The sequence below is a fragment of the Sinorhizobium sojae CCBAU 05684 genome, assembly GCF_002288525.1.
Classification (GTDB): domain Bacteria; phylum Pseudomonadota; class Alphaproteobacteria; order Rhizobiales; family Rhizobiaceae; genus Sinorhizobium; species Sinorhizobium sojae.
Map to the genome: position 1 here is coordinate 2,224,214 of NZ_CP023067.1, position 19,181 is coordinate 2,243,394.

General features: G+C 62.5%; 17 protein-coding genes and 1 riboswitch. Of the genes, 8 read left to right on the forward strand and 9 right to left on the reverse strand.

Annotated features, from left to right (window positions below):
• Positions 1-81 precede the first annotated feature (81 nt).
• The 8 genes from SJ05684_RS10950 to SJ05684_RS10985 form a co-directional block, all read right to left on the reverse strand.
• A complete protein-coding gene (locus tag SJ05684_RS10950) occupies positions 82-798 on the reverse strand; it encodes an AAA family ATPase (RefSeq protein WP_034851294.1) in 717 nt (238 codons plus the stop codon).
• 204 nt (positions 799-1,002) lie between these two features.
• Complete coding sequence (locus tag SJ05684_RS10955; protein ID WP_034851296.1) at positions 1,003-2,148, reverse strand: iron-containing alcohol dehydrogenase; 1,146 nt, start codon at positions 2,146-2,148, stop codon at positions 1,003-1,005.
• Positions 2,145-3,530: an aldehyde dehydrogenase family protein gene (locus SJ05684_RS10960; protein ID WP_034851298.1), complete on the reverse strand. Its 1,386-nt coding sequence runs from the start codon at positions 3,528-3,530 to the stop codon at positions 2,145-2,147. Before SJ05684_RS10960 ends, SJ05684_RS10955 begins: the two co-directional genes overlap by 4 nt.
• A gap of 162 nt (positions 3,531-3,692) precedes the next feature.
• Positions 3,693-5,063, reverse strand: a complete 1,371-nt coding sequence (locus tag SJ05684_RS10965; protein WP_034851375.1) for a glutamine synthetase family protein — start codon at positions 5,061-5,063, stop codon at positions 3,693-3,695.
• Positions 5,064-5,162: 99 nt separating this feature from the next.
• Positions 5,163-6,209, reverse strand: a complete 1,047-nt coding sequence (locus tag SJ05684_RS10970; RefSeq protein WP_034851300.1) for a TRAP transporter substrate-binding protein — start codon at positions 6,207-6,209, stop codon at positions 5,163-5,165.
• Between the two features lie 112 nt (positions 6,210-6,321).
• Positions 6,322-7,647: a TRAP transporter large permease gene (locus tag SJ05684_RS10975; protein ID WP_034851303.1), complete on the reverse strand. Its 1,326-nt coding sequence runs from the start codon at positions 7,645-7,647 to the stop codon at positions 6,322-6,324.
• Positions 7,644-8,153, reverse strand: a complete 510-nt coding sequence (locus SJ05684_RS10980) for a TRAP transporter small permease subunit (protein ID WP_034851377.1) — start codon at positions 8,151-8,153, stop codon at positions 7,644-7,646. The genes SJ05684_RS10975 and SJ05684_RS10980 overlap by 4 nt, the downstream gene beginning before the upstream one ends.
• Before the next feature lie 142 nt (positions 8,154-8,295).
• The gene (locus SJ05684_RS10985; protein WP_034851379.1) at positions 8,296-9,066 is read right to left on the reverse strand and encodes an N-formylglutamate amidohydrolase; all 771 of its coding nucleotides are present in this window, start codon (positions 9,064-9,066) and stop codon (positions 8,296-8,298) included.
• Between the two features lie 171 nt (positions 9,067-9,237).
• On the opposite strand from SJ05684_RS10985, the gene SJ05684_RS10990 reads away from it, so the two are divergent.
• The 6 genes from SJ05684_RS10990 (at position 9,238) to SJ05684_RS11015 (ending at position 15,061) form a co-directional block, all read left to right on the forward strand.
• Complete coding sequence (locus SJ05684_RS10990; RefSeq protein WP_083846054.1) at positions 9,238-10,116, forward strand: MurR/RpiR family transcriptional regulator; 879 nt, start codon at positions 9,238-9,240, stop codon at positions 10,114-10,116.
• 189 nt (positions 10,117-10,305) lie between these two features.
• Positions 10,306-11,409: an ABC transporter substrate-binding protein gene (locus SJ05684_RS10995; RefSeq protein ID WP_034851306.1), complete on the forward strand. Its 1,104-nt coding sequence runs from the start codon at positions 10,306-10,308 to the stop codon at positions 11,407-11,409.
• Between the two features lie 69 nt (positions 11,410-11,478).
• Entirely contained in the window at positions 11,479-12,360 is an 882-nt protein-coding gene (locus tag SJ05684_RS11000) for an ABC transporter permease (protein ID WP_034851308.1), read from the forward strand.
• Positions 12,357-13,145, forward strand: a complete 789-nt coding sequence (locus SJ05684_RS11005) for an ABC transporter permease (protein ID WP_034851309.1) — start codon at positions 12,357-12,359, stop codon at positions 13,143-13,145. The genes SJ05684_RS11000 and SJ05684_RS11005 overlap by 4 nt, the downstream gene beginning before the upstream one ends.
• Positions 13,146-13,150: 5 nt before the next feature.
• On the forward strand, positions 13,151-14,212 hold the full coding sequence (locus SJ05684_RS11010; protein WP_034851384.1) for an ABC transporter ATP-binding protein: 1,062 nt from the start codon (positions 13,151-13,153) through the stop codon (positions 14,210-14,212).
• Positions 14,213-14,331: 119 nt separating this feature from the next.
• Positions 14,332-14,497: riboswitch (FMN riboswitch) on the forward strand.
• Between the two features lie 90 nt (positions 14,498-14,587).
• Positions 14,588-15,061: a 6,7-dimethyl-8-ribityllumazine synthase gene (locus tag SJ05684_RS11015; RefSeq protein WP_034851311.1), complete on the forward strand. Its 474-nt coding sequence runs from the start codon at positions 14,588-14,590 to the stop codon at positions 15,059-15,061.
• Between the two features lie 223 nt (positions 15,062-15,284).
• On the opposite strand, the gene SJ05684_RS11020 is transcribed toward SJ05684_RS11015, so the two are convergent.
• On the reverse strand, positions 15,285-16,256 hold the full coding sequence (locus tag SJ05684_RS11020; protein WP_034851313.1) for a GlxA family transcriptional regulator: 972 nt from the start codon (positions 16,254-16,256) through the stop codon (positions 15,285-15,287).
• A 107-nt stretch (positions 16,257-16,363) separates the two neighbouring features.
• Here SJ05684_RS11020 and bcoG point away from each other — a divergent pair, with 107 nt between their 5' ends.
• Complete coding sequence (gene bcoG / locus SJ05684_RS11025; RefSeq protein WP_034851315.1) at positions 16,364-17,266, forward strand: 3-dehydrocarnitine:acetyl-CoA trimethylamine transferase BcoG; 903 nt, start codon at positions 16,364-16,366, stop codon at positions 17,264-17,266.
• A 234-nt stretch (positions 17,267-17,500) separates the two neighbouring features.
• Positions 17,501-18,991, forward strand: coding sequence for a carnitine 3-dehydrogenase (locus SJ05684_RS11030; RefSeq protein WP_034851317.1), 1,491 nt, complete (start codon positions 17,501-17,503; stop codon positions 18,989-18,991).
• Positions 18,992-19,181 lie beyond the last annotated feature (190 nt).

Here is a 19,181-nt window from a genome sequence, read left to right on the forward strand (position 1 = left end):
TGCGCCGCTGCCGGCGCCAGTGGATTCCGGCTCAATCAATGGCAAGTCCGTGCACCGCCAGCATCCGGCGGAAATCCGTCGTCACGCCGCGCGCGGCAAAGCCCAGTGAAGGCGCAAGGCAAGGGAGCGGCGAACGCGCACGGGGAGGATCTCCTGCACCTCGCGGGCAAGGGCAAAGGCATTCTCGCGCGCCTTGTCGAGATTGCTGACGCGGTTTGCATCCATCGTCTGCAGCGTTCCGCCGCATTCGAATATCTCGCGATAGGCGGCGCGCTCGACGATCGGGGTGTCGAGAACGGAAACCCCGCGGGCGGCGAGCAATGCCTTGATCGTCTGCAGCGCCCGGGTGGTGACCAGCGAGTTGACGCGGGTGAGAACCACCGAGTGATTGATGCGCGTCCTCGCCTTCTCTTCGATCTGGCGGATGAGTTCGAGGATCTGCACGGCGCCGCGCGCGTCCATGGCGCAGCCCTGAACGGGGATCAGCACCTGATCGGACAGCCCGAGCGCCAGCGCGACGATCGCGTCCTTGGCGCCCGCAAGGTCGATCACGATGAAGTCGACCGCATCCTTGAGCTCGCGGATATGACAGGGCAGCGAAGCCGGCGTGATATGCGAGATCACTTCGAGATTGGGGATGGTGCCGGATAGCTCGGACCAGCTGGTGATCCAGCGTTGCGGATCCGCGTCGAGAATAACCACGCGGCTTCCCTGTCGGGCAAGCTCCGTTGCCAGGATCAGAGCCGCCGTCGTCTTGCCGGCGCCACCCTTGGCATTGGCGAGTGTAATGACCGCCATGTTCCACCTCGTTCTTTCATGCTCCATCCCCCCGCGCCCCGGGGCAGATTCGATTAACGGAACCTTTCAGAACATGGTTAACAAAATGGAAATTTTTGACTGCCAAAGATTAACCGCCGCGCCGCCGCTTAAGGCCTTTACGCACCGGAAAGCCCGGGAAATCGGGGATTTCCCGGGCTTTGAAGAAATTAACGAGCGACGCCTTCAAATGCACTCGACAAAGAGTTTCCTTGCCGCCTCGAGCGTCAGCTCCACCGGATTGCCCCCCGCCGTCGGATCGACGATCGCCATTTCCGCCATCTCGTCGATGCGGTCGGTGCCGACGCCGAGGGCCGCGAGGTTGTCCGGGACGCCGAGTTCCTCGCGCAGTTGCAGCACATAATCATAGAAGCCGTCAAAGCCGCCGGAAATACCGAGATAGGCGGCGGCGCAGGCAATCTTCTCCTCGATCGCCGGCTGATTGAAGCGCAGAACCGGCGGCATCACGACCGCATTGGTCATGCCGTGATGGGTGTTGTAGATGGCGCCGACCGGATGGGAGAGCGAATGGATTGCGCCCAGCCCCTTCTGGAAGGCGACTGCCCCCATTGCCGCCGCGCTCATCATGTGGGCGCGGGCCTCGATATCGGTACCATCCTTGTAGGCGCGCGGCAGATATTCCTTGACGAGCCGCATGCCTTCGAGCGCAATGCCGGCCGACATCGGGTGGTAGAAGGGCGAGGAATAGGCTTCCAGGCAATGGGCGAAGGCATCCATGCCCGTGCCGGCCGTGATCACCTTCGGCATGCCGACCGTCAGTTCCGGGTCGCAGATCGTTACTGCCGGCAGGAACTTCGGATGGAAGATCACCTTCTTCACATGGGTTTGCGAATTGGTGATGACGCTGGCGCGACCGACTTCCGAGCCGGTGCCCGCGGTGGTCGGCACCGCGATGATCGGCGCAATACCCTCGACATTCGCACGCGTCCACCAGTCGCCGATGTCCTCGAAATCCCAGACCGGCCGCGTCTGGCCGACCATGAAGGCGACGCACTTGCCGAGATCGAGGCCGGAGCCGCCGCCGAAAGCGACGACGCCGTCATGGCCGCCATCCTTGAAGGCCCTGATGCCGGCCTCGAGGTTGACGTCATTTGGGTTCGGATCGACGTCCGCGAAGATCGCGCGACCGAGACCGCCGGCATCGAGAATGTCGAGCGCGCCCTGCGTGATCGCCATCGGCGCGAGACCGCGGTCGGTGATGAGCAGCGGCTTTTTCATGCCGACGGCCTTGCAATGGTCGGCAAGCTCCTTGATCCGGCCGGCACCGAATTTGATGGCGGTCGGATAGCTCCAGTTGGCAGTGATCGTCATGCTGTGACTTTCTTCAGGTGATAGGATTTCGGGCGGGTAAGATTGTGGAAGCCGATGATGGAGAGCGACCCGCCGCGACCCGTCTCCTTGACGCCGGTCCAGCAGAGCGCCGGGTCGAGATAGTCGGCGCGGTTCATGAACACTGTCCCGGTCTCGAGCTCGCGTCCGATCCGCGCGGCGTGCTCGGCGTCCTTGGTCCAGAGCGAGGCCGTCAGCCCATACCGGCAATCATTCATCAGTTCGATCGCGTGCGCGTCGGTCTTCACCTTCATGATGCCGACGGCCGGGCCGAAGGTCTCCTCGCGCATGAACGCCATCGAATGGTCGACATCGACGAGAAGCTGCGGCGCGAGATAGGCACCGCCGTCATCCTCAGGGAAGAGCTTGGGATCGATAAGCGCCTGCGCCCCCTTCGCTACCGCATCGGCGATCTGGGTGCGCACGGTCTCCGCGAAGCGCTTGTTGGCCATGGGGCCGAGCGTCGTTTCCGGGTCGAGCGGGTTGCCGAGCTTGTAGTTGGAAACCCACGCGACCGATTTTTCGACGAAGGCATCGTAGAGCGACTCGTGCACATAAATGCGCTCGATGCCGCAGCAACATTGGCCGGAATTATACGTCGCGCCGTCCATCAGCGTGTCGACCGCCGCGTCGAGGTCGGCATCCTCCATCACATAGCCCGGATCCTTGCCGCCGAGTTCGAGCCCCAGCCCGGTGAAGGTTCCAGCCGCCGCGCGCTCGATCGAGCGCCCGCCTTCCACCGAACCCGTGAAATTGATGAAGTCGAAGCATTTGGCGGCGATCAGCGCCGCCGTCGTCTCGTGGTCGAGGAACAGGTTCTGGAAGACGTCCTCCGGCACGCCGGCCTCGACAAAGGCGCGCACTAGGCGCTCACCGACGAGGATCGTCTGGCTTGCATGCTTGATGACGACCGTGTTGCCCGCAATAAGCGCCGGAGCGACCGTGTTGATCGCCGTCATATAGGGGTAGTTCCAGGGCGCGATGACGAAGACAACGCCATGCGGCTCACGCTCGATCCGACGCTCGAAGCGCTCGCTGTCTTCAACGACGAGCGGCTTCAGCGCATCGGCGGCAATTGAGGCGACGTAGTTGGACCGTTCGTTGAACCCCTTGAACTCGCCGCCATAGCGCACCGGCCGGCCCATCTGCCAGGCAAGTTCCGGCACCACCTCTTCGGCCATGTCGTTGAGCCTCGCGACGCCGGCAAGCACCAGCTTGACCCGTTCGTCAAGCGGACGCTTCGCCCACGCCTTCTGCGCCAGCCGCGCTTTCGCCACCGCCTCTTTCGCCTGCTCGGTCGGCATGGCCGCGCGTTCGGCATAGACCTCGCCATTGACCGGCGAAATACATCTGATCATCGTCATGATCGTTTCCCTGTTCGTTACTAAAAATCGTCTTCGAGGCTCTCCGCCTCTGCCGCAACCCTCGCTAGGCGAAAAGGCTGTATATGGGCAGGCGAGCGCCGCGAGCGCCAAAGCTCCTCCCCCTTTTGGGGAGGGGTTGGGGAGGGGTAAATCGGCGCATGGCTACGCCCGTTCGAACCCGCGCGCGACCTCCCAATCGGTGACGCGCCGGTCGTATTCCTCCTGCTCCCAGCGCGCCGCACGGGTATAATGATCGATGACGTCGTCACCGAAGGCCGCCCTGAGCATCTCCGATCCGCTCAGGGCTTCGGCCGCCTCCCTCAGCGTATGCGGAATTTCGCGCACGTCCTTGCCGTGATAGGCATCCCCGACGAAGGGCGCTTCCAGCTCCAGCTTGTTCTCGATGCCCGCGATGCCGGCCGCAAGCAAGGCGGCGAAGGCGAGATAGGGGTTGAGATCGGAGCCCCCGACCCGGCACTCGATGCGGATGCCCTTGGTGCCGTCGCCGCAGAGGCGGTAACCGGCCGTGCGGTTGTCCTTGCTCCAGATCGCCTTGGTCGGCGCGAAGGTGCCGGCCATGAAGCGCTTGTAGGAATTAATGTAGGGGGCGAGGAAATAGGTGGTCTCGCTCGCGTGGGCGAGCAACCCGGCAACGTAGTGCCGCATCAGTTCGGACATGCCGTAGCGGCCGTCTTTGTCGAAGAACATCGGCGTCTCGCCGTCGGCGCTCCACAACGACTGGTGGATATGCGAGGAGGAGCCGGCGGCCGAGTAGTTCCACTTGGCAAGGAAGGTGATCGCCTTGCCGCGCTGCCAGGCGATCTCCTTGCAGCCGTTCTTGATGATCGCATGGCGGTCGGCCATCGCAAGTGCATCCGCATAGCGGACGTTGATCTCTTCCTGGCCGGCGGACGCCTCGCCCTTGGAGTTTTCCACCGGGATGCCGGCGCCTTGCAGGCCATTGCGGATCGCCCGCATCACGTCCTCTTCCTTGGTCGTCTGGAAGATGTGGTAGTCCTCGTTGTAGCCGCTGACGAGCTGCAGGTCGCGGTATCCGCACGCCCTCGCATCCTCGTAGGACTGGTCGAAGAGGAAGAATTCGAGCTCGCTCGCCATGAAGGCCTTGAGGCCCATGGCTTCGAGGCGCGCAACCTGCTTCTTCAGGATGGCGCGCGGCGAATGCGGCACCTCCTCATGGGTATGGTGGTCGAGCACGTCGCAGATGACGAGCGCCGTGCCTTCGAGCCAGGGTATGCGCCGGAGCGTCGAGAGGTCCGGCTTCATCGTATAGTCGCCGTAGCCCTTCTCCCAACTCGTTGCCTTGTAGCCCTGGACCGTCTCCATCTCCAGGTCGGTCGCCAGCAGATAGTTGCAGCTATGGGTTTCCTTCCAGGCGCTTTCGACGAAATATTCCGCATGAAAGCGCTTGCCCATCAGACGACCCTGCATATCCACCTGGCAGGCGAGCACCGTGTCGATGCGGCCCTCGGCCACATCTTTCTTCAAATCATCGAATGTGTAGTTCGCGCTCATCGAGAAGTCCTGGTTGCGGTGTTGAGCCGGCTTGCGTTGGCCTGTCGGCATCCGGAACCGCGGGTGCGGCTCCGGACGCGAGTTTCAAGATGTTCGTGATCAGCTGTAGCGGTAGGGCGGGCCCGCCTTCTCCATCACTTCACGATATTTTTTGAGGATCGCCACGACCTTGGCCGCCCGCGGGCTGGTGGCCGCGATCTCATCCCAGAATTTCAACGCTTCCTGTTCGACGGTCTCCCATTCCTCGTCAGGAATGGTCGTCAGTTCGAGCTTGGTGCCCTCGGCGCGCAGCATAGCCTCGCCGCCCCAATACCAGTGCTGGCGGTAGTAGTGCGAGGAATCGATGCAGAGACGGAAGAGCGTCTTGAGATGCTCCGGCACCTCGTCCCAACGCGCCGAGTTTGCGAAGAAGGAGCCGCACCAGGCGCCGGAAATATTGTTGGTGAGGAAATACTTGGTCACGTCCGCCCAACCGACCGTGTAGTCCTCGGTGATGCCCGACCAGGCGAGACCGTCGAGTTCGCCTGTCTGCATGGCGACCTGAACGTCTTCCCAGGGCAGCGTAACCGGCACGACGCCGAAGCGCGTCAGGAACTTGCCGGCCGTCGGGAAGGTGAAGATGCGCAGGCCCTTCAGGTCCTCGAGCGACTTGATCGGCTTGATGGTCGCGAAGTTGCACGGGTCCCAGGCCCCGGCCGAGAGCCAGGTGACGCCCTCGACCTCGCCATAGGCCTCGGCCCAAATCTCGTTGAGGCCGTACTGATGGAAGAGCGTCGGCACATCGAGGCTGTAGCGCGAGGCGAAGGGGAAATAGCCGCCGAAGACTTTGATGTCGACGGGCGAAGCCATGGAATCGTCGTCGCTCTGGACGGCGTCGATCGTGCCCGCCTGCATTGCGCGGAAGAGCTCGCCCGTCGGCACCAGCTGGTCGGCGGTGTAGAGGTCGATCTGCATCTCACCATTGGCCGCCTTGTTGAAGGCGTCGATCGCCGGCTTGATCACGTGCTCGGCGAGCGCCGGGCCGGCATAAGTCTGCAGGCGCCAGGTGATCTTCGATTGCGCACGCACGGCCGGCGCCGCCAGCGCCGTCGTGCCGGCGGCGGCAGCGAGCCCCGCCTTCTTCAGAAAATCGCGTCTGTTGGTCATCTTTCTGTTTCCCTCTATCTTTCTTGGTTCAGTTGCACTTCTTCATTTTATTGGAACCCTCTCCGACGGCGGAGAGGGCATCGTTTCTTGCAGCGCCGAGCGCTGGCTCCCGTCAGCCCCTTACATAGACGTGTTGCGGCAGCCAGAGTGCGATCTCCGGAAAGGCCGTCACGATCGCCAGGCCCACCACCATCACCGCCACGAAGGGGAATACCGATTTATAGATGTCCATCAGCGTGATCTCGGGTGGCGCCATCGCCCGCATCAGGAACAGGTTGTAACCGAATGGCGGGGTCATGTAGGCGATCTGGCAGGTGATGGTGTAGAGCACGCCGTACCAGATGAGATCGAAGCCGAGGCTGCCGACGAGCGGAATATAAAGCGGCGCGACGATGACGAGCATTGCCGTGTCGTCGAGGAAGGTGCCCATGATCAGATAGGATATCTGCATCAGAATCAGCACCTCCCAAGGACCAAGGCCCCATTTTTCAAGGAACAGGTACTCGATCGCCTTGACCGCGCCGAGACCGTCGAAAACGGCGCCGAAGCAGAGCGCGGCCAGGATGATCCACATGAACATGCAGGATATCCCGAGCGTCTGCTCGACCGTCTTGTCGAACACGTTCCAGGTCAGCCGTCCCTTCCACCAGGCGGCCGCGAGCGCGGAGATCGCACCGACCGCCGAGCTTTCGACGAGGCTGGTGACGCCCATGACGAAGAGGCCCATCATCAGGAAGAAGATCATGAACGGCAGGATGCCGGCCCTGAGCAGCTTGAGCTTTTCGGCAAGCGGAATATTGCGCTCTTCCTTCGGCAGCGCCGGCCCCAGATGCGGCTGGATCTTGCAGCGGATGACGACGTAGAGCGAAAACAGAAACGCCAGAAGCAGGCCTGGGAAGACGCCGGCGAGCCAGAGCTGCCCGACCGGCTGGCGGGCAATCATGCCATAGAGCACCAGAACCACGCTTGGCGGCACCAGAATGCCGAGTGAGCTGCCCGCCTGGATGACGCCGGAGACCATGGTCTTGTCATAGCCGCGTCTCAGCAGTTCCGGCAGCGCGATCGTCGCGCCGATCGCCATGCCGGCAACGCTGAGGCCGTTCATGGCGGAGATGATGACCATGAGCCCGAGGGTTCCGAGCGCAAGCCCTCCGCGCAAGCCCCCCATCCAGACATGGAACATCTTGTAGAGGTCCTCGGCGATGCCGGATTCCGACAGCATGTAGCCCATGAAGATGAAGAGCGGCAGCGTCAGAAGCGGGTACCACTTCATCAGCTTCATCGAGGCGGCGAAGGCCATTTCGAAGCCGCCATTGCCCCACAGGAATGCGGCGGCGACAACGCCGACGACGCCGATGGCGGCGAAGACGCGCTGGCCGGTCAGCATCGTCATCATCATCGACGAGAACATCGTAAAGGCGATCATTTCGTAGCTCATGCGATCGGCCTCCCGACGGCATGGGCCAGGTCCTTGATGAAGATGGACGTCGCCTGGAGGAAAGTGAGCACGATACCGATCGTCATGATGATCTTGATCGGCGCCATGTAGGGCGCCCAGGCCGAATAGCTGGTCTCGCCGTATTTCAACGCGTAGGCGGTGCTGGAAATGCCGCCGTAAAGCAGAAACGCCAGATAGACGAGCAGCATGATGATGGTGACGGCATCGACCATGGCGCGTGTGCGCAGCGTCCAGCGGCCATAGAGCAGGTCCATGCGGACATGGCTGTCGAGCTGCAGCGAGTAGGCCCCGCCCAGCAGATAATAGGCAGCCATGACGAACTGCGCCATTTCAAGAGTCCAGAGCGACGGCAGGAGCCATGCCTTCGAAATCGATGAATAGAGGAGGATGCCCATCATCGCGAAGATCAGATACATGGTTGCCCTGCCGACGCGCCGATTGAACCCATCGACGACGCGGACATAGGTCTTTAGATATTCAGGCATGGCGGCGCCCCCGCCGGGCGCATGCGTCATCCGGTCGAGGAAACGCGCCTCCCCTTGCTGCCGATCCAAGCATTGGCTGTCATTCTCCTGTTCAATAGATCACCGGTCGTCACCGCGAGCGCTGCCGCTCCCCAGGGGCTTTTTATTGTGCGGACAAGGCGGCCACACTCTTGGCGAGCAGCCCTTCCAGATATTCGGCCATGCCCCTCTGGCCGACTTCATCACGGATGAGATCGTTTCTGATCTCGATCATCACGTTGGGCAGTCCGTAGCGGACGCCGTATTCTATCAGACTATGCGTCACCCCGTCCGCTGGCCCGTAAGGCTCGTTGCGACGGACGTCGTAGGTACCGTCCGCCGCCGCGACCGCCAGCATACGGTCGGCCAGCCGACTGTCGGCATCGTGGAGAACGCCAAGCTGCACGGTGCGTAGCCTGCCGAAATAGACCGGGGTGAAGCTGTGCATCGTGACGAGCACGGGCTGCCGGCCCGCCGCCTTGCGATCGACCATGAAGCGCGACACGGCGTCGTGGAACGGCCGGTAGAGCTCGTCGACCCGCGCCTGGCGCTCGGCCGCCGACATCGCCCTGTTGCCCGGCACCTCGTAGATTTCGCTGACAATGGGCATCGCCACCTCCGATTCCGGCGGCCGGTTGCAATCATAGGCAAGACGGGAGAACCGCTGATAGATCAGCGCGCCGTCGAGCTTTCTGGCGAGCAGCTCGCCCACCGCGAGCGCACCCGGATCCCAGGCGATATGGCTCTTGAGCGCGTCCTCGGAGAGCCCGAGCGTTCCCAGGCGCTCCGGCAGGCGGCGTGACGCATGCTCGCACAGGAAGACGAAATCACCCTTCGCGTGCGTATTGGTGATGGCGACCGGATTGCCTTCCGATTCAGTCAAAAGTCGCGTCACAACCGGCGCCCCCATCAACAGCCCTGCCGACGAAAATCGTGAAAAGAATTCTTCACAGGAAAGTGGCTGTCAACCAAAATCTGAAACGATCTCTTCAAAAATCGATTGACTCGTCGTGCGGCAGCAATGTTAAATCCGTTCAAGCTGGCGGAGACCGGCTGAGGGGTTACAGTGAACGGCAACACGACATCCATGACCGTGTCGGATGTGATCAACGCACATTTCCCGGCGCTGACGCGCGCCGAGAAACGCTTGGCGGAGACACTTCTCGACAACTATCCCGTGTCCGGCCTCGGCTCGATCACCACGGTCGCCGAGAACGCGGGCGTCTCCACGCCGACGGTTGCCCGCATGGTGCAGAAGCTCGGCTTCCGCGGTTTTCCCGATTTCCAGGCGAGGCTCCACCAGGAACTGGAAGCGACGATCTCCAATCCGATCGCCAAGCACGATCGCTGGGCGGCAAGCGCGCCGGGGACCCACACCCTCAATCGTTTTGCCGACGCGGTCATGGGCAATATGCGCCAGACGCTTTCGCAGATCGAACCCGCCGAATTCGACACCGCCGCGGCACTCGTCGCGGATCGCAATCGCCACGTCTATCTCGTCGGTGGGCGCATCACCCGTTCGATGGCGGACTATCTGTTCACCCATCTTCAGGTCATACGCACCGGCGTCACGCAAATCGCGGCCAATCCGAGTTCCTGGCCCCACTATGTCCTGGACATGAAGCAGGGCGATGTCCTGATCCTTTTCGACATCCGCCGCTATGAGCAGGAAATGGAGACGCTCGCCCGCTTTGCCCGCGAGCGTGGCGTCGAAATCGTTCTCTTCACCGACCAGTGGGGCTCGCCTGTCGCCAAATCCGCGTCCAAGGTTTTCCGTGCGCGGATCGAGGTACCCTCGGCCTGGGACAGCTCCGTCCTTCTCCTGTTCCTCGTCGAGGCGCTGATCGAGGCCGTGCAGAGTTCCAACTGGGAGGAAACCCGCGATCGGATGAAGACCCTAGAGGGCCTGTTCGACTCGACCCGCATTTTCCGCAAGCCGGTCTAGGAGGTGCCCGGCAATATCTGAAGTCAATTGATGAACCATGTGGCAAGCGCAATGCTTCGACCCTTGAGGAAGCGGCCTTCCGGCCACCGCATCCTGGCTGTAACCCGGGCGGCGACTGTCACATAAGTTTCATCACAGCGCTTTAACAGCATCGCCGAAATTAACGGAAACCCAATAAGGAGAACGCCAGTGATTTCAAAGACTCAACGCCTGCTCTCGCTCTCGACCGCCATGCTTCTGGCGACGACGGCCATCGCCGCCGCCGAGCCGAGCGAGGAGCTTATCGCCGCTGCCAAGAAGGAAGGCATGTTGACCACCATCGCGCTTCCGCACAGCTGGTGCGGCTACGGCGATGTCATTGCCGGCTTCAAGGAGAAATACGGCATCGAGGTCAACGAACTGAACCCGGACGCCGGCTCGGGCGATGAACTCGAAGCCGTGAAGGCCAACAAGGGCAACACCGGGCCGCAGGCGCCTGACGTGCTCGACATCGGCCTCTCCTTCGGCCCGACGGCCAAGGCCGAAGGCCTGATCCAGCCCTACAAAGTCTCCACCTGGGATACGATTCCGGACAGCGCCAAGGATCCGGAAGGCTACTGGTATGGCGACTATTACGGCGTTCTCTCCTTCATCGTGAACACCGACATCATCAAGGAGGTGCCGAAGGACTGGGCCGACCTGAAGAAGCCCGAATACGCCAATGCCGTAGCGCTCGCCGGCGATCCGCGCGCGTCCAACCAGGCGGTGCAGGCCGTCTACGCCGCCGGGCTTTCGACTGGCGAAACGGACGCCGCCAAGGCTGGCGAAGCAGGCCTCGCCTTCTTTGCGGAGGTCAACAAGGCCGGCAACTTTGTTCCGGTCATCGGCAAGTCGGCTTCGCTTGCCCAGGGCTCGACCCCGATCATCATCGCCTGGGACTATAACGGTCTCTCCTGGCGCGACAGCCTGAACGGCAACCCGCCGGTCGAAGTGGTCGTTCCGAACACGGGCGTCGTCGCCGGCGTTTACGTCCAGGCGATCTCGGCCTATGCGCCGCATCCGAACGCCGCCAAGCTCTGGATGGAATATCTCTATTCGGACGAAGGTCAGCTCGGCTGGCTGAAGGGCTATTGCCACCCGATCCGCTTCAACGACCTCGTCAAGAACGGCAAGGTTCCGCAGGAACTGCTCGACAAGCTGCCGCCGGCAGAAGCCTATGAAAAGGCTGTCTTCCCGACGCTCGAAGAGCAGGAGAAGGGCAAGCAAGCGATCACCACCAAGTGGGACAGCGTCGTCGGCGCCAACGTCCAGTAGCTGAAACAGCCTCCCCGCCCTCACGGGCGGGGAGGCACAAATCTTGACGACGGACCGCCGAAAGCCTTCATGACCACCACGACCGCAGCAGTACCCCTGATCAGCAAACGAACGATCGTCGATTGGCTCGGCATCGCGCCCTTCGCGATCTTCGCGTTGATGTTCCTGATTGTTCCGACGCTTTACCTCGTCACCGGCGCGTTCCTGACGCCTGAGGGCGCATTCACCTTCAAGAACATTAGCGACCTGTTCACTCCGTCGATCATCAGCGCCTATTGGATCTCGATCCGGGTCTCGGTCGCCTCTTCGCTCGGCGGCGCCTTGATCGGCTTTTTCCTTGCCTGGGCGATCGTGCTCGGCGGCGTTCCGAAGTGGATCCGCTCGGGCCTGCTCACCTTCTCCGGCGTTGCCTCGAATTTCGCCGGCGTGCCGCTCGCCTTTGCCTTCCTGGCGACGCTCGGCCGTACCGGCCTGGTCACCGTTTTTCTGCGCGATTGGTTCGGCTTCAATCTCTATGGCACCGGCTTCAACCTATTGAGCTTCTTCGGCCTCAGCATCACCTATATGTATTTCCAGATCCCGCTGATGGTGCTGATCCTGACGCCGGCGCTCGATGGCATGAAGAAGGAATGGCGCGAGGCCTCCGAAATTCTCGGCGCCTCCACCTGGCAATATTGGCGCATGGTGGCGCTGCCGATCCTGTGGCCGAGCCTGCTCGGGACGACGCTCCTGCTCTTTGCCAACGCCTTCGGCGCCATCGCCACGGCCTACGCGCTGACCGGCAGTTCGCTGAACATCGTGCCGATCCTGCTCTATGCCCAGATCCGCGGCGACGTGCTGCACAATCCGAACCTCGGCTATGCGCTGGCGCTCGGCATGATCGTCATCACCGGCATTTCCAACATTCTATACATCTGGCTGCGGATGCGCGCCGAACGGTGGCAGAAATGAAAGCACAACGCCTGGGCGCCTGGATCGCCATCGCCATCGGAGCGAGCTACTTCATCGTTCCGCTTCTCGGCACGCTGGAATTCTCGCTGCGCATGCGCCGGGGCGAATATTCCTTCGACGCCTACCAGTCGGTTTTCGCCGACATGCAGTTCCGCGAGACCTTCAGCTATTCCATGCTGATGGCGCTGCTGACCATCATCTTCGGCATGCTGCTGGTGGTGCCGACCGCCTATTGGGTGCGGCTGCGCCTGCCGCAGGTGAGGCCCATCGTCGAATTCGTGACGCTGCTGCCGCTCGTCATCCCGGCGATCGTCATCGTCTTCGGCTATCTCCGGCTCTATAACTCGTCGTCGGTCCTGCCGCTCACCGGCTCCACCACCGGCACCAATTCGCTGCTGATGTTCTCCTACATGACGCTGTCGCTCCCCTATATGTATCGCGCCGTCGATACGGCGATGCGGGCGATCGACGTACGGACGCTCACCGAAGCCGCAGAAAGCCTCGGCGCCAAATGGCCGACAATCCTCTTCCGCTGCATTTTCCCGAACGTGATGAGCGGCGTTCTTTCCGGCGCCTTCATCACCTTCGCCATCGTCATGGGCGAATTCACCATGGCGGCGCTGCTCAACCGGCCGGCCTTCGGCCCTTACCTGCAGCTCGTCGGCGCCAACAAGGCCTATGAGCCCTCGGCGCTTGCCGTCATCGCATTCGCCATCACCTGGCTCAGCATGGGGCTGATCCAGCTCGTCTCCCGCTTCCAGAAATCCGCTCCGGCCAAGGCTTGATCAATATGGCATTCCTGACACTGACCAATATCCAGAAATCCTTCGGCCCGGTTCAGGTCGTGCATAATTTCAACATGGGCATTGAGAAGGGGGAATTCGTTTCCTTTCTCGGGCCCTCCGGCTGCGGCAAGACCACCATTCTCCGGATGATCGCCGGCTTCGAGACGCCGTCGGGCGGCTCGATCCTGATCGACGGCAAGGACCAGGGCACCTTCAAGCCCAACCAGCGCAATATCGGGATGGTGTTCCAGGCCTATGCACTGTTCCCCAACATGAACGTGCACGACAATGTCGCCTTCGGCCTCAAGGTCGCAGGCGCTTCAAAATCGGAGATTGATACACGGGTGAAGCAGATGCTCGGGCTCATCAAGCTCGAGCACCTGGCGGACCGCTTCCCCTATCAATTGTCCGGCGGCCAGCAGCAGCGCGTGGCGCTCGCGCGCGCGCTTGCGGTCAAGCCGCAGGTGCTGCTGCTCGACGAGCCCCTCTCCGCGCTCGATGCGAAGATCCGCATTTCGCTGCGCGAAGAGATCCGGCAGATCCAGCAGCAGCTCGGCATCACCACCGTGTTCGTGACGCACGACCAGGAGGAGGCGCTGTCGATTTCCGACCGGATTGTGGTCATGAATGCCGGCCGCGCCGACCAGATCGGCACGCCCTTCGAGATCTACAACACGCCAGCGACCCGCTTCGTCGCCTCCTTCGTCGGCACGCTCAACATCATCGAGGCCAAAGTCACCGACCCCGCGGCGGGCAGCGTCACCATAGGCCACCAGTCGGTTACTTTGCAGGAGCCGATTGCCGGCCTGAATGGCGGGGATATGATCTCGCTGGCGCTCCGGCCGGAAGCGGGTTCGATTGCCGAAAGCGCCACGGGCGACGCCTCGCTGTCGGGCGAGGTCGTGGCCACGAGCTTCCTGGGCTCGGTCATCCGCACCAAGCTCAGGGTCGGTGGCGACGTCATCTCCTTCGACATGTTCAACAATCCGGGCACCCTCCCGCCTGCGGCCGGGGAGAATGTCACACTCCGCTTTGCGGCCAAGGACCTGCTGGTCATCCGCGAATAGGCCATGCCCCCCGGTCGCGACCTGTTCTCTGTGGCCGGTTCCCCGAAAAGTCTGTCGTGAATTCTCGCTTTTGCGTCGTATGCCGCGTTTGACCGGCGCCAATCCGTCTCTATAGTCGCAAGTGTTCTCAGGGCGGGGTGAAATTCCCCACCGGCGGTAGCGATGGTCGGATCGAAGGATCCCACGATCGAAGCCCGCGAGCGCTTCCAGCATCTTGCTTGAAGGTCAGCAGATCCGGTCAAACTCCGGAGCCGACGGTTACAGTCCGGATGGAAGAGAGCAAGCAGGAGCGAGCCCCCTCCCCGGGGCATCGCGCGTGCCTGTTCGCCCGACGGGATCATTGGAAAAAATGCCAACCCTGAAAGGCTTGAGATCATGACCATTCTTTCTCACCCCTCCACCAGAATTGCCATCGTCCGCGCCCGCTGGCACGCCGACATCGTCGACCAATGCGTCACTGCCTTCGTTACGCAATGGGCGAAGCTCGGCGGCAATACGGCCGATGTCGAGATCTTCGACGTGCCGGGCGCGCTCGAAATCCCGCTGCATGCGCAGACGCTGGCGAAAACCGGACGCTATTCGGCGATCCTCGGCACCGCCCTCGTCGTCGATGGGGGCATCTATCGCCACGATTTCGTGGCCGGGACGGTGCTCGAGGGGATGATGCGCGTCCAGCTGGACACGGACGTACCGGTGCTCTCGGCCGTTCTGACGCCCCACAACTTCCAGGAATGCGAGCCGCTGATCGCCTTCTTCCGCGACCACTTCGTCACCAAGGGCGAGGAAGCGGCGAACGCCTGCGCGCAAATTCTCGACGCCCGCGCGAAGCTCGCGCTCGTCAACGCCTGATCCGAGGGAGGCGCGATCGGCTACTGCATGTCTCCTTAAATCGACCTCGATTAAGGACATGCAGAACTTCAAAAGGCTGCAGCGACCTTCGCGCGTCCGAAAAGACGCGCGGCGCTGTAAGTCGCGCCTCCAGCTTTGAATCCATTCCTCATCCGGGAGCGCCAGGCCCCTGATCCGACTGACGAAATCAGCGGCCGTTCGATCGGCACCTCAAATGCTTGAATCAATTCTTTAGCTTCAGCCGCCGGCGCGTTTCGCTCGGGCTCTCGCGATAATGCGCGCGATAGCTGCGCGAGAACGACGAAGAGGAATTGAAGCCGGAAATCGCCGCGATGTCGGCAAACTCCATCCGCGTCTCGATCACCTTGCGCCGCGCTGCATTGAGCCTCAGCGCCAGATAGTGCGCGTGCGGCGCCACGCCCATCGTCTCCCGGAAAAGGTCCTGCAGGTACCGCGCGCTGACGCCGACCCGGCGTGCCAGCTTTGCAAGCGTAAGCGGCGCCTCGACGGTTTCCTCCATCAGCCTGACCGCCGCGCCGACCCGGGAGTCGAGAATGCGCATATTGCCGATCGCCGGCACCTGCAAAAGGTCCCCGCGTGTGCGCTCCTGTTCATAGATGAAGAGGCGTGAGACTTCGAGCGCCAGCGAATAGCCATGCGCCCGCCGGATCAGTTCCAGCATCAGGTCGAGCGTCGGCAGCGATCCCCCGGTGGTGATGCGCTTGCCGTCGATGACGAAACGCTCGCGCACCATCGTCACCTGCGGATAGGTCGCAGCAAAGTCCTCGAAGTCCTCCCAATGGGTCGTCGCGGAGAAATTGTCGAGGAGGCTCGTCTCGGCAAGCAGCCAGGAGCCGGATTCGATCCCCGCCATCACCTCGCGGTGGCGCGCCGTCTGCGACAGCAGCATCTTCAAATGCGAGGTCGCGCTGCGCCGCCAATTGTAGCTCGACAGGACGAAGAGCGGCGCCGCCTCGCGCTGCGGCCGAAAGGGACCGGCGACCGGGATCGGAATGCCGCTCTTCGTCTCGATCGCTTCACCGTCCGGGCTGAACATCGTCCAGCTGTAAAGGCTGCGGCCGGCAATGCGGTTGGCGGCCCGCAATGGCTCCACGACCGAGGCGACGAGGATGAGATTGGTCTCCGGCAGGACCAGCAAATCGACGTGCTGCACCCGCGAAGCAATAAGATCCATTGCGAAACTTCCTCATCCTTTCCAATAATGTATAGGATCGTTCCGCTTATGGAAAGCAGCGTCGACCTTTCTGGCTCGTAATGGGCTCAACGAAAAGGGAGACAGCTATGCCGCTCAGCATGAACCGTGAGGTTTTCATAACCTGTGCAGTCACCGGTTCGGGAGACACCGTTTCGAAATCCAGCCACGTTCCGGTGACGCCGAAACAGATCGCCGAAGCGTCGATCGAGGCGGCCAAGGCGGGTGCGGCAATCGTCCACTGCCATGTCCGCGATCCGGAGACAGGCGCTCCGGCCCGCCGCCTCGACCTCTACAGGGAAGTGACCGACCGCATCCGCTCCGCCGATGTCGACGTGGTCCTAAACCTGACCGCCGGCATGGGCGGCGACCTCATCTTTGGCAATGTCGAGAGCCCCCTTCCGGTCAATGAAAAAGGCACGGACATGGCCGGCGCCACCGAGCGCGTCGCCCATGTTGCCGAATGCCTGCCGGAGATCTGCACGCTCGACTGCGGCACCATGAACTTCTCGCTCGGCGACTATGTCATGACCAACACGCCGTCGATGCTGCGCGAAATGGCGCGCCAGATGACCGCGCTCGGCGTGCGTCCGGAAATCGAGGCCTTCGATACCGGCCACCTCTGGTTCGCAAAGCAGCTCGTCGAGGAAGGTCTGATCGAGGATCCGGTGCTGATCCAGCTCTGCATGGGCATTCCGTGGGGCGCCCCCGACGATCTCAACACCTTCATGGCGATGGTCAACAACGTGCCATCGACCTGGACCTTCTCGGCCTTCTCGATCGGCCGCAACGCCATGGCCTATCCGGCTGCCGCGATCCTTGCCGGCGGCAATGTCCGCGTCGGCTTGGAGGACAATCTCTATGTCGCGAAGGGCCGGCTCGCGACGAATGCCCAGCTCGTCGAAAAGGCGGTGACTGTGGTCGAGGGCATGGGCGCCAGGATCATCGGACCGGAAGAGGTTCGCGAGAAGCTGAAGCTGACGAAGAGGTAAGGCAAGAAACCCCTCCCACCCCTCCCCACAAGGGGAGGGCTTAACCGGCCGCGCCGGCCGCGGATCGAAAGCAACGTCGGCATGCCTTGCTGAGCGTGTCGAACGACGAAGAAGGCGGCAGACGAGTCTGCAAGAGGGAGAGAGAGATCCGGAGCCACCCAACCCTCCCCCTTGTGGGGAGGGTGGCCCGAAGGGCCGGGAGGGGTTCCCACGGAGCAACAGGATGGATAACGAATGACCATCATCACAAAGGCCGCCTGCATCGGCGGCGGCGTCATCGGCGGGGCCTGGGCGGCGCGCTTCGCGCTCGCCGGCATCGACGTCAATATCTTCGACCCGCATCCGGAAGCCGAACGCATCATCGGCGAGGTCATGGCCAATGCCGAGCGCGCCTATGGCATGCTGACCATGGCGCCGTTGCCGCCGCGCGGCAAATTCACCTTCTGCAAGAGCATTGAAGACGCCGTTGAAGACGTTGACTGGATTCAGGAAAGCGTTCCCGAGCGGCTGCCGTTGAAGCGCGGCGTCATCACCGAGATCGACGCGGCCGCCCGCCCCGACGCGCTGATCGGCTCATCGACCTCGGGCCTGCTTCCTTCTGACCTGCAGGCGGAGATGAAGCATCCCGAACGCATGTTCGTCGCGCACCCCTACAACCCCGTCTATCTGCTGCCGCTGGTCGAACTCGTCGGAGGGAAGAAGACCTCGCCCGAGACGATCAGGCGCGCTGAAGCAGCCGTCGCCGAGATCGGGATGAAGGGCGTCGTCATCGCCAAGGAGATCGAGGCCTTCGTCGGCGACCGGCTGCTGGAAGCACTCTGGCGCGAGGCGCTCTGGCTCATCCAGGACGACATCTGCGACACCGAAACGCTCGACGATGTCATGCGCTATTCTTTCGGCATGCGCTGGGCGCAGATGGGCCTCTTCGAAACCTATCGCATCGCCGGAGGCGAAGCCGGCATGCGCCACTTCCTCGCGCAGTTCGGCCCCTGCCTCAAATGGCCCTGGACCAAATTCACCGATGTGGTCGACCTCGACGACGCATTGGTCGAAAAGATCGGCGCGCAGTCGGACGCGCAGGCCGCGGGGCGGTCGGTCCGCGAACTCGAACGCATCCGCGACGAAAATCTCGTCGGCATCATGCATGCCTTGAAAGCCGGAGACGGCGGCAAGGGCTGGGGCGCCGGCAAGCTGCTGGCCGATTTCGAAAAACGCCTCTGGGCCAAGGGCGGCGATCAGTCGAAAACATACGATGCCTCGCGGCCGCTGCGTCTCGTCGACACCAAGGTCAACGCCGCCTGGGTCGACTACAACGGCCACATGACCGAGCATCGTTATCTGCAGCTCTTCGGCGATACGTCCGATGCGCTGCTCAGGCTGATCGGCGTCGACTTCGCCTACGTGCAAGCGGGCCACAGCTACTACACGGTCGAGACGCATATCCGCCATCTCGGCGAGGCGAAGCCTGGACAGGCGCTCTACACGACGTTGCAGCTTCTGAGAGTCGACGAAAAGCGCATCCACTTCTTCACCAGCATTCATGATGCGGCCTCGGGCGACGTGATCGCTACCGCCGAACAGATGATGCTGCATGTCGACGCCAAGGCCGGCAAGTCGGTGCCGGCGCCGGCGGAGGTCATGGCGAAGCTGACGCCGATCGCGGAAGCGCATGCGAAGCTGCCGCCGCCGGAAGGCGCGGGGCGGCACGTGGGGCAGAGGCGGTGATGAGAGGTGGCGGTGGGATGAGCTGCCCCTCATCCCGCTGCCGCGACCTTCTCCCCGCGAGCGGGGAGAAGGGACCTGCCGCAACCACTCGCCCAGCTCTCATAGTCGGGAGAGGCTGCAAGGGCGTCCCCTTTCCCCGCGCGGGGAGAGGGCTAGGGTGAGGGGCAAATAGCCAAGCACGCCCGAGCCG

Excerpts from the sequence above, each read along its gene's own strand:
- SJ05684_RS10950 (WP_034851294.1), bottom strand. The coding sequence starts at position 798 with ATGGCGGTCATTACACTCGCCAATGCCAAGGGTGGCGCCGGCAAGACG.
- SJ05684_RS10955 (WP_034851296.1), bottom strand. The coding sequence starts at position 2,148 with ATGACGATCACTGCCAACTGGAGCTATCCGACCGCCATCAAATTCGGT.
- SJ05684_RS10960 (WP_034851298.1), bottom strand. The coding sequence starts at position 3,530 with ATGACGATGATCAGATGTATTTCGCCGGTCAATGGCGAGGTCTATGCC.
- SJ05684_RS10965 (WP_034851375.1), bottom strand. The coding sequence starts at position 5,063 with ATGAGCGCGAACTACACATTCGATGATTTGAAGAAAGATGTGGCCGAG.
- SJ05684_RS10970 (WP_034851300.1), bottom strand. The coding sequence starts at position 6,209 with ATGACCAACAGACGCGATTTTCTGAAGAAGGCGGGGCTCGCTGCCGCC.
- SJ05684_RS10975 (WP_034851303.1), bottom strand. The coding sequence starts at position 7,647 with ATGAGCTACGAAATGATCGCCTTTACGATGTTCTCGTCGATGATGATG.
- SJ05684_RS10980 (WP_034851377.1), bottom strand. The coding sequence starts at position 8,153 with ATGCCTGAATATCTAAAGACCTATGTCCGCGTCGTCGATGGGTTCAAT.
- SJ05684_RS11000 (WP_034851308.1), top strand. The coding sequence starts at position 11,479 with ATGACCACCACGACCGCAGCAGTACCCCTGATCAGCAAACGAACGATC.
- SJ05684_RS11005 (WP_034851309.1), top strand. The coding sequence starts at position 12,357 with ATGAAAGCACAACGCCTGGGCGCCTGGATCGCCATCGCCATCGGAGCG.
- SJ05684_RS11010 (WP_034851384.1), top strand. The coding sequence starts at position 13,151 with ATGGCATTCCTGACACTGACCAATATCCAGAAATCCTTCGGCCCGGTT.
- SJ05684_RS11015 (WP_034851311.1), top strand. The coding sequence starts at position 14,588 with ATGACCATTCTTTCTCACCCCTCCACCAGAATTGCCATCGTCCGCGCC.
- SJ05684_RS11020 (WP_034851313.1), bottom strand. The coding sequence starts at position 16,256 with ATGGATCTTATTGCTTCGCGGGTGCAGCACGTCGATTTGCTGGTCCTG.
- bcoG (WP_034851315.1), top strand. The coding sequence starts at position 16,364 with ATGCCGCTCAGCATGAACCGTGAGGTTTTCATAACCTGTGCAGTCACC.
- SJ05684_RS11030 (WP_034851317.1), top strand. The coding sequence starts at position 17,501 with ATGACCATCATCACAAAGGCCGCCTGCATCGGCGGCGGCGTCATCGGC.